We start from the raw sequence: 13,150 nt of genomic DNA on the forward strand, positions 1-13,150 counted from the left end.
ATTCGTAAGTCGGTTTTTCTGAATCTCATTATTTTCAGCACTTTTACAAAGATGGTTTGCTGCTTTTTTGTGTTTTTTCACAATAACATGCTACAATTTTTACATTTTAAGAAAATAAAGTTGAATTTTCGTGTAAAATGTCGATAATGAAGTTATAAGGTTTACGTTTTTTATGGAACAAGGGGTGAGTTTTCTTTGAGAAAAAATATAGGATTGTTAATCAATGATTTGAATACTCCTTTTACATCAGAGGCAGTCAAAGGTGCTGAACTTGGCGCACGTGCTATCGATGCAAATATGTATATTTTCCCGGGTATGTATCTTGATAATACCCTTATTTCTGATGACCATTTACAATACGAATATCAGTATAATACCCTGTTCCAGTTTGCAAATGATAATCACCTGGATATCCTATATATTATGATGGGATTGATTGGTTGTCGTGTCGACCTCGATGCACGTCGCAGATTCCTTGCACAGTTTCTTGGAATTCCGGTTGTCATTCTCTACACCGATATGCCTGGATATCCTTCTATGATTTTTGATAATCAGGGAGCCTTCATGCAGGGCATCCGGCATCTGATCATCGATCACGGTGCAAAGAACATTGGCTATGTCAGCGGACCAAAAACCAATATTGATGCGATGGAACGTCTGAATGCCTACAAAAAGGTTCTGGAAGAACAGAATATTCCGTATAACAAAAACTACGTTGTTTACGGCAATTTCGAGGATAGCAGTGAAAAGCTGATTGGAGCTTTCGTCTCTACTCATCCGGAATTAGATGCCATCGTATTTGCAAATGATGAGATGGCAAAGGGCGGATATCGTGTATTCGCCAAGCTTGGTTTGAAGGCCGGCAAAGATATCTTGGCAATCGGCTTCGATAATGCGCCTTTCGCCTCCACATTGAACCCTCCACTCACAACGGTAGAAGCAAATGCAGCCGAGCTTGCATACAAGGCTATCATCCATACAGCGGATTTCTTAGACGAAAATGCAGCACCTGTCGCACAGCGTGTTGCAACCCATTATATTCACCGCTGTTCCTGCGGCTGTGCAAACTATGATTATGATTCTCTGGCAGCCAAGCTTCAATTGGCTGGGCTTCTCGACGAGAAAAAACGCCCGGAGATTTTGAAACATATTATGAACTATCTGTTCAGTACTTATGCGGATACAAATATTATCCTTCAGTTAAAGGATGATTTGTCCGTTTTTCTCCGTCTGATCTGTGACCTTACCATATCAGACGATATTGCATCTGATCGGATGGATGTCAAAACAATTTTCACTCAAATTATTGAACAACCGATTTTTTCTTATACTTCAGTAGAGCTTTTTGTAAATCTGCTGTTCTCCTTACAGTTTGTATTAGAACGACAGATTAAAGATCCTGAGAACCGGATAGCTTTTGTCGATGTCTTTTCATCGATGTATCAGCAGCTTTCCATCTCCAATTTCCGTACCTACCAGAAGCAGTACAGCAGTATGGCGCAGATTACACATCTTGTTGATGAAATCAGTGCAAACCTGTCACAATCCAGATTGATGGAGCTTCCATTTGAATCCATCCTGAAAAATATGAGTGCAATCGGCATCCACTCTTCGTTCTTATATACGTTCAAGCAGCCGATCAATCATCCACACGATACGGTATTCCGCAAACCGGATTCCTTGCTGTTACGTGCCTACACAATTGAAAATCATTCCTTCGGTGTTCCCAAAAATGAACAGCTTGTAACGGTTAACAGTATCTTCAACAACACGAAGATGCAGCAGGATAAACGAAGAACCTATATTCTCGCTCCGTTGTTTTCCCAGGAACAGTTACTTGGCCTGATTATCTGTGATACGGAGATTGATTATTTCAATATGATTCCATCACTTGGCATCCATATTTCCGCTGCATTAAAGACGATGCTTTTGTTAGAACAGCAGAAAGGAATCAGCGAACATCTGCAGCAAAACTTGGAACAGATGTCCAAGCATAACCTGATTTTAAAAGAAATCTCCAAGACCGATCAGCTGACCGGCTTATACAACCGTTGGGGATTCTTAGATTATGTCAAAACAATCATTGAGAATCCAATGAACCAGAACCGCGAGGTTCTCGTCCTCTATGCGGATATGGATAATCTAAAAATAATCAACGATAAATTTGGACATGACGAAGGCGATTTTGCTCTACGGGAAATCGGTATGATCTTAAAGGAAGCCTTCCGAAATACAGATGTCATCTCCCGTTTTGGCGGAGACGAGTTTGTAGCTTTCGCACTACTAGGTATTCCAAATTATGAAAAGATTATGAAACACCGTATTGAAGAAATCACAGAACGGCATAACCAGATGGCACAAAAACCATACCGGATTGAAATGAGTATCGGTATCTGCGAGGTTGCCTGCTCAAAAGATCTGGATATTGAAAAGGTGTTAGAACAGGCAGATAAAAAACTGTATATCGAAAAAAAAGCAAAGAAAGAAAAGCAAAAAAAGTAGAGCAAAACCGCTCTACTTTTTCTTTTTATTCTTCTACAAATCCGCGAAAGCCTTTTTCTACCACGCGTCTTGGAATCATAACCATATGCCCACAAGTCTGGCATTTCAACCGGAAATCCATGCCGACACGCTGAATCTCCCATGTGTTTCCACCACATGGATGTGGCTTCTTCATCCGAATGATCTGTCCAATCTGAAAATCCATCCGCTATAACCTCTTTCCTATATTGCATCAATCATACAAACTGACACATTCCATAGACTATCATAATTGCCTATGTTCCCGTGCATTATCGCAGGATGATCCGTACCATTTCCTCCGCATTTTCTGCAAGATATCTGCAGTCACAGGCTTCAAACTCTTCTTTACTTCCGTATCCAAACAGGACTCCGATTGTCTCAATTCCAAACACCCTGGCACCAAGCACATCAAATTTCCGGTCTCCTACCATGATAATATCGCTCACCGATGGTTTTGTCTGATCCGGCGCAATCCCTGTAAGCAGATACTCGATTACCGCGGCTTTCGTATCCCTCGATTTATCAAAGGTACTGCCGGCAATGATATCAAAATATCCATCTAACCTCAGATATTCCAGAATCTGTTTTGCATAAAGCTCCGGTTTCGACGTCGCCACATACAGATGACAACCACGCTCCTGAAGCGTCCGAAATGCATCTTTCATCCCCGGCATGATACCATTTTGATAGATGCCCTTCGTGCTGTAATATTCCCGGTAATACAACACCGCCTGTTCTGCCTCTTCTTCCGAGAGTCCATGAAATTCCCGGAACGAATCCCTAAGTGGGGGGCCAATGTAAGGATACAACGTCGTCCGATCTTCTACTGTAATTCCAAACTTCGAAAGCGCATACAACACACCATTGATGATGCCCTCTTCCGGTTCCGTAATCGTCCCATCAAGATCCAAAAATACATACTTATACATATCAGTTCTTCAGGTACAGAATGATACTCTTTCGTGTGATAATGCCGATAAAACAATCCCGGTCATCTACCACACAGAGGAAATTCCGATCCAGAATCCTTTCCATAATCTCATCTTTTTCCACGGTATTTAATACCTTGGCACCCTCGTCTTTATTGACGATATCTGCTACCTTGTACTTCGCAAGGTTTTCGCGCCCGTGTTCCATGACCGCACGCAGAAAATCACCCTCGCTCGCGATTCCGACATACCGTCCCTGGTCATCCACCACAGGGATTGCCGTATATGTGGCACCAAGCAGAAAAGCAACTGCCTGATCCAGAGGATCATTTGCATTTAAGTACGTCAATGTGTGCTTCGGAATCAAAATACTAAATATATTCATATGTAACCTCCTGGCTCAAAATAAGCTGCTGATTGATTCGAACCAGCAGCCTATACATAAGTCTCATTTTGCTTACAGCTGCTCTGCCATCTCCAGAAGCAGTCTCTCTGTCTTCTTCCATCCAAGGCAAGGATCTGTGATTGACTTGCCATAGCATCCACCACCGATTGGCTGATTTCCATCTTCGATATAGCTTTCTACCATCACGCCCTTAACCAGATGCTTTACCTCATCGCTATGTCTTCTGCTATGTAAAATCTCATTTACAATACGTGGCTGCTCATCCCACTTCTTACCGGAGTTGTTGTGGTTTGCATCTACAATACAGGCTGGATTTACAAGCTTGTACTTGCCATAAGCTTCTGCCAGATACTTCAGATCCTCGTAATGATAATTTGGAATGGAACGTCCGCTCTTACTCAAAGATCCACGCAGGATACAGTGTGCCAATGGATTTCCATCTGTCTTTGCCTCATAACCGGAGAACAGGAATGTGTGTTTTGCCTGTGCGGCCACACAGGAATTGAGCATGACAGCGAAATCACCGCTTGTCGGATTCTTCATTCCAACCGGAACGTCAATACCGCTGGATGTCAGACGATGTGCCTGATTCTCCACACTTCTTGCACCGATTGCCACATAAGATAAAATATCCTCGAGATATGGCCAGTTATCTGTATACAGCATCTCATCAGCCGCAGTCAGTCCTGTCTCACGGATTGCCTTGATGTGCATCTTACGGATTGCCTTCACACCCTCGATGAAATCCGGCTTATCCTCCGGATTCGGCTGATGCAGCATGCCCTTATATCCGGAACCGTTTGTACGCGGTTTATTCGTATAGATTCTTGGAATTACAAAAACCTTATCTTTGATCTTCTCAGCAACGGCTGCCAGCCTGCACAGATAATCAAGCACAGAATTCTCATAATCCGCAGAGCAGGGACCAATGATTGCGATAAACTTATCGGATTCCCCGGTAAATATCTTCTTGATCTCAGCATCTCTTTTTGCCTTGATCTCCTGTAACTCTTTGTCCATTGGATGCGCTGCACGAATCTCTTCCGGCGTTGGAACCGCCTTTACCATATGTAAACCCATTTCTTTTTCCTCCAAATATTACTTATGCGTCTTTGTCAATATTCGCAAATACATATCTAAGCTGTTTTTTTGAATACACAGTCTGACTTGCACATACAGACACAATTTATATTATAACATACCTACTCGATAGACTTCAATGATTCCGCCATATCTATTTTATCAATTTTCCGGCGCATCACCAGATCCACAATAATCAGAAATGCCAGTACAATCAGAACACTGTACAGATAACTGATATTCATGATTCTCGTTGCAAACGCCACCATATCGACCTGAATCTGGGACATAACAAACCGATGCAGCAGGCATCCGAGCGGTAGTCCGACCACAATTCCCATCAGCGTCAGTACGAAATTCTCGCGGAAAACATATGATCCTGTCTCTCGCGGATAAAAACCAAGTACCTTGATTGTTGCGATCTCCCGCACACGCTCCGTAATATTGATGTTGCTTAAGTTGAATAACACGATAAATGCAAGTGCACCCGCACTGCCGATAACCAGTCCGACAACCGCATCCATCATCTTCATCATATTCTCCACACGGTCTTTGATGTCTGCAACAACTGAGACACTCATCACATTTGAGAGTGCAGATAATTTTCCGCCTGCCTCATAAGCGGTACTGTCTGTATCGACATGCAAATACATTGTATTTGCCTCGCATGCTTTGTCAAAATACTGCTCGTAGCATTCCGGTGTGATATATGCGTAGTGCCATACATAGTTTTCGAAGATTCCCGATACCGTAAGCGTCACATCTCCCACATCCGTATCATGCAAGGTAATCGAATCGCCAACCGTCACATCCGCAATCTCCGCAATCTTCTTTGACAACATCACCTCACCGTTTCCCGGATAAGCGCCATTCTTGGTTGTCATGTCAAACTTCACAAAGCTTTCTAAATCTTCCGGCTCTGCAGCAATCAGATACACTGTTTTAATTGCGGAAGCTGCATGATATTCTACCGTGCTTTTCAGGACTGCTGTGGAATCCTCAAAGCCATCACCGACAGCATCCTCCACCTCCTGCTGTATATCCTTGTTATATGTGCCATTCAAGGTTACTTCCATATCGTAAGTATCGATATCACCATACTGAAACTCGGCCAGATTTGATACTGAATCCTTCACTCCAAGCCCTGTCAGAACAAGTGCCGTACATCCGGCGATACCAAGCAGCATCATGAACATACGCTTCTTGAATCGGAATACATTTCGTGCGGTTACCTTATGTAAGAATTTCATCGGCTTCCAGATAAATGGAATCCGCTCCAGTAAGATACGCTTCCCTGCTGCCGGTGCTTTCGGCCGAATCAGCTCTGCCGGCATACACCGAAGCTCATTGATGCAGGCAAGGAACGCTGTTCCCATCGAACAAATCAACGACACACACAGACAGATTACAAAAAGTCCCGGTGAAAAATAAAATTCAATGCCTGTTCCAAAATCGTACAACATCCTATACGCCTCAGATATTACATATGGGAACAGATAACTTCCTCCGAAAAATCCGATCACGCATCCAAGAAATGCTGAGCTTCCGGAATAAATCAGATACTTCGCCATAATGCTTCCATTCGTATAGCCAAGTGCCCGGTATGTTCCGATCTGTCCACGCTCATCATCCACCATACGTGTCATCGTCGTCGAACAGACAAGTGCCGCAATCAGGAAGAAGAAAATCGGGAATACCTTTGCTACGCCATCGACGATGTTCGTATCATTGTCATAGCACATATAACCGACATTGGTTGAACGATCCAGCACGTAAGTCTTTACTTCACCAAATGCTTCCTTCGCCGCCTGTTCTCCGTATTCCTGTACGAGCGCATCCTGCTGTTCCTGTGTAAGCGGCTGTAACTGCTCCATCTGGGCTATCTGCTCCTGCGTGAGCGCATCAATCTGTGCATCCTGCATGATTGCCTGTAATTCTTGCTGTTGTTTTTCAACCGCATCCTCCACAAGGGTTCTGCCCAGTTCTGTCACAAGCCTGTCATACCGGTTATCCGTGACCTCCTGCAACGCTGTTTCCATATCCGGGGTGACGTCGTCGATAAAATCATCATAAGCATCCGTGTAAATATCATAGCTATCCTGACTTTTCACATAGATTTCCTTATATGCATCGAAGGAAAATCCATCCTCCGGAATGAAGATAAACGCACTGACCCGACCATTTCCAAGCGTTGTCGTTCCACGTTCAATATTGATATACATCGGTGAATTCACCGTACCGACAACTTTGTATTTCTTGTGTGCAAATGCATCTTTCGTATCCTGCGTGTTGCTGTCCGCAATCTCGATTTCCTGTCCGATGATATCCTGTCCCTTAAACTGATATGCATCCACCACACATTCATTGTCCGCTTCCGGCATACGCCCATCCCGCAGCTCCAGGGTATTCACATGCTCCGTAATGGACTGCGCACGCAACACCTTCTCTTTCCCATCCGCATCTTCATAGATCATATCCTCGTAATAAGAACCATCTGCCTGAAGCACATGCTCCTGCTTCCGCATTTCTTCCACAGCCTCCGTGTCAAAACCAATGGAAGAAAGCAGCCGGAAATCATAGAAGTTATACTCCCGCAGATACTTATTGCCGGTTTCCACCATGCCGGGTTTTGTCACTTTAAGGCCCGAGAAAAATCCAACACCAAGCGCAATGATTGCCAGAATTGCCAGATACCGTCCCATACTCTGTCCAATTGTTCTACGTATATTTTTTCTATATGCCCGCATCTTCTATCACCACTCAATTTCTTCTACCGGTACAATCTGTTCATTCATCTTCACCGAAGCAATCTTACCACTCTTTACTTTAATGATCCGGTCTGCCATCGCCGTGAGTGCCTGATTGTGGGTAATGATCACAACGGTCATGCCACGCTTCCGGCTGCAATCCTGCAGCAGCTTTAAGATTGCCTTTCCCGTCTCATAATCAAGAGCCCCTGTCGGCTCATCACAGAGCAGAAGCTTCGGATTCTTTGCGAGTGCACGCGCGATTGCCACCCGCTGCTGTTCTCCCCCGGATAACTGTGCCGGGAAGTTATTCATACGCGCTTCCAGTCCGACATGCGCAAGTACCTCCGATGGATTCATCGGATCTTTCGATAACTGCGATGCGATCTCGACATTCTCCAGCGCAGTCAGGTTCGGAATCAGATTATAAAACTGAAATACGAATCCGATATCCCGCCGTCTGTACGTCGCAAGCTGCTTCTTGTTATAATCTGAAACCGCTGTGCCATCCAGATACACCTCGCCCTCGGTCAGCCGATCCATACCACCAAGGATATTGAGCAGGGTGGTCTTACCTGCCCCCGACTGTCCGACGATGACGCAGATCTCGCCCTTCCCGATCTCAAAGGATGCATCCTTTAAGGCTTCAACCTTGACATCCCCGGTCTTATAGGTTTTGCTTACGTTCTTAAACTCTACATAACTCATTTGCGTCTTCCTTTCTGATTTATCTGTGATAATTGCAAAATAATCGATATACCTGAGTATAACATATCGTTCACATTCGATATATTAATTTCATTTGCATATAATGTATTGCAACCAAGAAATACTAAATGTTCCAATCTACAATCTCTCATGCTTCCGCAGCCGCTGCCAATTCGCCATCCCTGGCTCAGTGGCAGCTTGTTTGAACATCGTGTTCAAACACTGCTGTTTTATTTATGAAACATCAAGTATTTCTAAGTTGCAAACATATCATATGCTTCATGAAATTATATATCACAGGTGAACAATCATGTTATATCTCACTCATATCCAATTATATTTTGCAATTATCTATAACTAATATTACTTCCTCCAGCTTGCGATTCGGAGCAGTACTTCCTTGTCAAGTGGATATGGACAGAGCGCAAGCTTCGCTTTATTATCGGCTACAATGTCAACGACCTGACGGATGTATTCTTCCGGCAGGATACCACAGTCGCTCACAACCTGGAAGAAATCTGCGAATTCATCCACGGAAGCAAATCCAATTGCTGATAACAGATATTCCTGATCTGCTGCATCTGCCTCACGAATATATCCCGGCAGGAAATATCCGATTGCAATGCCATGCGGCACGCCAAGTTCATACGTGATTGCATAGCTTAAACTGTGCGGAATCGTCGTTCCCGTCTGCACAATCGCCATACCAGCAAGTGTCGATGCCAACAGGAAATTGCTATAATCTTCGTCTGTCATCTCACGTATGCCAAGCAGAGCATCCTTGCTTCGTGCCCAGACCTTTAGTCCCTGGTCAACAAACATCCGGCTGTAATCCGTTGCTGTGGTATTCAGATAGCTTTCGATCATATGACCAAGCGCATCAATCGCGGTCTGTCCGATGACTTTCTTCGATGCAGTCTTCAGATATTTCGGATCGGCCAACGCAAGCACCGGGAATACACGGTGCGGCAGCGATGCCTTTGTCCGCTTCGCATGGACGGTAAGTACAGCGACGCCCGTTACCTCTGATCCGGTTCCACAAGTCGTCGGAATCGTCACGACAGGAAGTGCCTTTGTATATGCAACACTCTCATACAGATAATCTGCATCCTTCTCTGGGTTGGCAAGCATAATCGCAATCGCCTTTGCCGCATCCATCGGCGAACCGCCGCCAATCGCAATCACGAAGTCCACGCCATTTCTCTTTCCAAACTCAGTTGCTTTCATAACTGTTTCCACAGATGGGTTCTCTTCAATCTCATCATACTGGACATGCTTCTTTCCATATGTATCGAGCGCTGCTTCTACATCTGCCAGTGCCCCATTCGCACGCGCAGAATATTTTCCTGTCACAATGAGTGCGCAGTTTCCATAACCTGTCAGCTCCTCCGCATGTGTTTTTACTGCATCTATCTCCTGATATACTTTTGTCGGTATGTAATATTTCATATTCTGCCTCCAATCATCTGTCTTATTCCGAAGTCCGCTTACGGCGCAGACTTCTAATAATATGTTATAATGGATATCCATATTTTTCAAGCTTAGCTTTGTGAATTGTTTGTGTTTTGCGCATCAAAAAAGACATGACATACATTTTGATGTGTATATCATGTCTTTCTTTTTACTCAAACAATCTCATCAATACATCATAGACTTCCTTTGCCACCGCCAGTTTGTACATTAACCGGCTTGGCTGCTGTGGAATCTCAACAACATACGACCGGACACTACCTTTCAAGCTTATTGCGAAATATACCTGTCCGGGAACCGATGCATCCGCATTGTCCGGATCCGTATTTCCCATCGTTCCGGTGACTCCAATTCCGATGTCCGCACCATACATATTCGCGCATGCGGCAGCCATGGCTTCCGCTGTCTCCTTCGAATACACTGTATACTTATGAATCACCTCTGCAGACACACCCTGCATGATCTTCGTCTCATTGCTATATGTAATGCTCGCACCTTTGAAGATGGCAGATGCCCCTTCTGTATCCGTAATCAGAGACGCAATCTGTCCGGCAGTCGCACTCTCCATCGTCGTAATCGACATGTTCCATTCGATCAGAAGCTCTGTCAATTTATGATAGTCCTGGCGGATATCCTTCTCCACATATTTTTTCTTGACCGGACGAGCCTTTGGTTCTTTCTTCTTAGCTGCCTTTTCCTTTTTTGTTTTTTCCAGCTTCGAAGTATCTGGATTTTTCAGGAGATTCGCATCCTCGCAATATGGGCAGATTTTGTATCTGTCTCCGTTATAAAAATGATCATTTTCACATTTTCTGATATTCATAATTTTAACCTCGGTTATGTTTATTCATTTGAAAATTATCTTTATTATAACGTAAGTGCAGGAAAATAACCAGAATTTAATATGAAATAAATCATGCTTTTATCTCGTTTATCTTCTCATACAAATTACTTGCCATATCCCCTATAAACTCATATTTGACAATGCGTCTTTTAAATTCATCTCCGATCCACATGGCCATTCTGCAATAATGCAGAGCTTCTTTCTCTCGTCCTGGTATTTTACAAAGCAGTTCCGCTATATTGATACACGTCCAAGCTATAGCAGGATCATTTTCTATAGGCCAAATCTCATTATAGTCCTTTTTTCTAAAAAATAACGCATCCTTCAACAGTTGTTCTGCCAGATCGAGTTGCTGATTTGTTCTTGATAAGAAACTTCCGAGATTATCTTTTAGCCAGGCAATTGTCGACAGAATTTCCTCTTGGGAATGTGGTTGAAACAACATTCCTATTCTTTTAGCATATATGAGGTTACCATAATCCTCCATTATTTTTTCATACTTACTGATTGCATCTTCGGTAAGTCTTATTATCTCATCCGTCCTTTTACTATCAGAATCTTTTGTTGTCATTTCCATAAATGCAGCCAAAAGTTCTTCTGAAATTGCCTGTTCTATATCTGAATCAGCTTTATTACCTTTCAACAGATCTTCCGCTTTCTGAATATTTTCATCATCCGCATATAATCTTAGGTCATAATAATAAGCTGCCTTCACATCTCTGTAGGTCCAGAACCATACTCCCCAGTCACTTGGGCTTGTTAAACTTTCATCGCTACATTCATCTCGCATGAATGCCAGCGTATGCTTTTCTTTTTCAAAGTATTTTTCTTTTTCAAAAACAGCCATCTCTGCTGCCTCCAGATACATACTGGGTTCAAAACAGACCGGCGCATATATGTGTTCTTTCTGTTTTTTACTGCCAAACGACTGGGTTTCAACTTTACAGATTGGAATCTGATATCCCTCTTTGTTTGCTCTCGGCAATTCAATATCATACTTTGTTAACAACTGACGCACACTTCTTATTAATTGCTTAATACGTCTTCCATCCCGTTCTTCATTATAAAAAGTATCATATTCTTTATCATACACTCGCGCAAATAGCTCCTCTTTTGAGGCTCTCCGTCCATCCACGCTTGCTTTTACAATCACCCGCAACGCCTTCTGTCGGTATCCTATAAAATCCCAGGTTGTTTTCTCCTTGTACAGAAAGTGGTCAAGTGATTCTTCAAAACATAAATCATCGCTTAAGTAAATTTTTCTTATCATACTTCTCTCCTTCTTCCGATTGCTCATATTCTAAGTTGTCTAAACTGTTACTACCTGATCCGTCTCAACACAATAACAGCTCAGGCATCCTCCATTCGCTTTATGTCCATTTCCTGTATCGATATCCATATAAGAATCGCCCTTATATACCCGATATGATCCATCCAGATTAAGATTCGTAGTTGGAACATGTCCACATATGATATATTTATCCAGCTTTCTTCGTATTGCAGCTGCACAATCATGAATATCTCCCGATATCAAAAACTGATATTCGTTCTCCTTTACACCTCTCTGTATAGACTCTTCCACATCCACAAATCCATCTTCGTTATATACTAAATAATCTATGTCGATACCGGAATGAACCACTATCGTCTCTCCATATATTGGACTATTCAGTTTTGTGTATATCGGTAAGTTCTTTATAAACTGTTGCAACTCATGTTTTTCAATCTGGGATATCTCATCTACTTCCTGCCTTGTCTTTTGTCCCCCGAATCGGTCCCAGGTTCCTGCACTAAGTGTTCCCTGTAAATACATTTGAAAGAAAAGCTCATGATTTCCTTTCAAGAGCATCACATTATAATCTTCGCTTTGCACCATTCTCTTCACATATTTTAAAAGCCTTAACGGCTCCGCTCCACGATCAACGATATCTCCAACTAAAATCAGCATATCCTGATTATTGTAACCGATTTTATGTAATATGTTTAAAAAACCTTTATAATCCGAATGTATATCTGATATCAGGTAAGTCATAGACTATCATCCTCCCTCACTTCATCTTAACAGTACACTATATAAATTAGTCAGTTCGTTCCATCTCTATTGCAAGTACTCCATTTTTTTGCTCATCTTCTACAGAATAATATGTATACATCTGCTCTACAGCCAGATCTTTTGAAATATTTGCAAAGCCACACTTCTCAAAAGGGATTTCCTCAAACATATCTCTGAATGATTTATAATGATACAACCCTTTAACAATAACTTCCATTCTTTCATTCTGATCTTCAAGTTTTTTGAAAACAATATGGTCATCAACCTTTATCTGTTTTCTTTTTACATCAAGTAATCTTAATTCATAAATTTTCTCTCCTGATCTTATAGCTTCAAATGGATCTTTTTTCAATTTCATATAATGAATCATTGTCTTATCTCCTTTCGTTA

General features: G+C 42.5%; 12 protein-coding genes. 1 reads left to right on the forward strand and 11 read right to left on the reverse strand.

What is annotated here, in order from left to right:
• The first annotated feature begins 195 nt into the window (after positions 1-195).
• Entirely contained in the window at positions 196-2,502 is a 2,307-nt protein-coding gene (locus tag ACZQK9_RS07570; protein ID WP_483270198.1) for a GGDEF domain-containing protein, read from the forward strand.
• A 25-nt stretch (positions 2,503-2,527) separates the two neighbouring features.
• Here ACZQK9_RS07570 and ACZQK9_RS07575 read toward each other — a convergent pair whose 3' ends face one another.
• The 11 genes from ACZQK9_RS07575 to ACZQK9_RS07625 all read right to left on the reverse strand — a co-directional run bounded on the left by ACZQK9_RS07575 (position 2,528) and on the right by ACZQK9_RS07625 (position 13,130).
• Positions 2,528-2,707 (reverse strand): DUF951 domain-containing protein, encoded by a 180-nt coding sequence (locus ACZQK9_RS07575; RefSeq protein WP_117780289.1) that lies wholly within the window; start codon positions 2,705-2,707, stop codon positions 2,528-2,530.
• A gap of 85 nt (positions 2,708-2,792) precedes the next feature.
• Positions 2,793-3,452, reverse strand: a complete 660-nt coding sequence (locus ACZQK9_RS07580; protein WP_483270199.1) for an HAD hydrolase-like protein — start codon at positions 3,450-3,452, stop codon at positions 2,793-2,795.
• A 1-nt stretch (position 3,453) separates the two neighbouring features.
• Positions 3,454-3,837 (reverse strand): CBS domain-containing protein, encoded by a 384-nt coding sequence (locus tag ACZQK9_RS07585; protein WP_117780288.1) that lies wholly within the window; start codon positions 3,835-3,837, stop codon positions 3,454-3,456.
• A gap of 72 nt (positions 3,838-3,909) precedes the next feature.
• Positions 3,910-4,938 (reverse strand): 3-deoxy-7-phosphoheptulonate synthase, encoded by a 1,029-nt coding sequence (locus ACZQK9_RS07590; RefSeq protein ID WP_021984405.1) that lies wholly within the window; start codon positions 4,936-4,938, stop codon positions 3,910-3,912.
• 122 nt (positions 4,939-5,060) lie between these two features.
• Positions 5,061-7,685, reverse strand: coding sequence for an FtsX-like permease family protein (locus ACZQK9_RS07595; protein ID WP_483270200.1), 2,625 nt, complete (start codon positions 7,683-7,685; stop codon positions 5,061-5,063).
• Between the two features lie 6 nt (positions 7,686-7,691).
• Positions 7,692-8,393, reverse strand: coding sequence for an ABC transporter ATP-binding protein (locus ACZQK9_RS07600; protein WP_483270201.1), 702 nt, complete (start codon positions 8,391-8,393; stop codon positions 7,692-7,694).
• 363 nt (positions 8,394-8,756) lie between these two features.
• The gene (locus ACZQK9_RS07605; protein ID WP_483270202.1) at positions 8,757-9,842 is read right to left on the reverse strand and encodes an iron-containing alcohol dehydrogenase family protein; all 1,086 of its coding nucleotides are present in this window, start codon (positions 9,840-9,842) and stop codon (positions 8,757-8,759) included.
• A 172-nt stretch (positions 9,843-10,014) separates the two neighbouring features.
• The gene (locus tag ACZQK9_RS07610) at positions 10,015-10,686 is read right to left on the reverse strand and encodes a CinA family protein (protein WP_483270203.1); all 672 of its coding nucleotides are present in this window, start codon (positions 10,684-10,686) and stop codon (positions 10,015-10,017) included.
• Positions 10,687-10,777: 91 nt separating this feature from the next.
• On the reverse strand, positions 10,778-11,977 hold the full coding sequence (locus tag ACZQK9_RS07615; RefSeq protein WP_483270204.1) for a hypothetical protein: 1,200 nt from the start codon (positions 11,975-11,977) through the stop codon (positions 10,778-10,780).
• A gap of 39 nt (positions 11,978-12,016) precedes the next feature.
• Entirely contained in the window at positions 12,017-12,739 is a 723-nt protein-coding gene (locus ACZQK9_RS07620; protein WP_483270205.1) for a metallophosphoesterase, read from the reverse strand.
• Between the two features lie 46 nt (positions 12,740-12,785).
• On the reverse strand, positions 12,786-13,130 hold the full coding sequence (locus ACZQK9_RS07625) for an ASCH domain-containing protein (RefSeq protein ID WP_249321673.1): 345 nt from the start codon (positions 13,128-13,130) through the stop codon (positions 12,786-12,788).
• Positions 13,131-13,150: the final 20 nt, after the last annotated feature.

This window comes from Wujia sp. (assembly GCF_056872695.1).

Excerpts from the sequence above, each read along its gene's own strand:
- ACZQK9_RS07575 (WP_117780289.1), bottom strand. The coding sequence starts at position 2,707 with ATGGATTTTCAGATTGGACAGATCATTCGGATGAAGAAGCCACATCCA.
- ACZQK9_RS07580 (WP_483270199.1), bottom strand. The coding sequence starts at position 3,452 with ATGTATAAGTATGTATTTTTGGATCTTGATGGGACGATTACGGAACCG.
- ACZQK9_RS07585 (WP_117780288.1), bottom strand. The coding sequence starts at position 3,837 with ATGAATATATTTAGTATTTTGATTCCGAAGCACACATTGACGTACTTA.
- ACZQK9_RS07590 (WP_021984405.1), bottom strand. The coding sequence starts at position 4,938 with ATGGGTTTACATATGGTAAAGGCGGTTCCAACGCCGGAAGAGATTCGT.
- ACZQK9_RS07595 (WP_483270200.1), bottom strand. The coding sequence starts at position 7,685 with ATGCGGGCATATAGAAAAAATATACGTAGAACAATTGGACAGAGTATG.
- ACZQK9_RS07600 (WP_483270201.1), bottom strand. The coding sequence starts at position 8,393 with ATGAGTTATGTAGAGTTTAAGAACGTAAGCAAAACCTATAAGACCGGG.
- ACZQK9_RS07605 (WP_483270202.1), bottom strand. The coding sequence starts at position 9,842 with ATGAAATATTACATACCGACAAAAGTATATCAGGAGATAGATGCAGTA.
- ACZQK9_RS07610 (WP_483270203.1), bottom strand. The coding sequence starts at position 10,686 with ATGAATATCAGAAAATGTGAAAATGATCATTTTTATAACGGAGACAGA.
- ACZQK9_RS07615 (WP_483270204.1), bottom strand. The coding sequence starts at position 11,977 with ATGATAAGAAAAATTTACTTAAGCGATGATTTATGTTTTGAAGAATCA.
- ACZQK9_RS07620 (WP_483270205.1), bottom strand. The coding sequence starts at position 12,739 with ATGACTTACCTGATATCAGATATACATTCGGATTATAAAGGTTTTTTA.
- ACZQK9_RS07625 (WP_249321673.1), bottom strand. The coding sequence starts at position 13,130 with ATGATTCATTATATGAAATTGAAAAAAGATCCATTTGAAGCTATAAGA.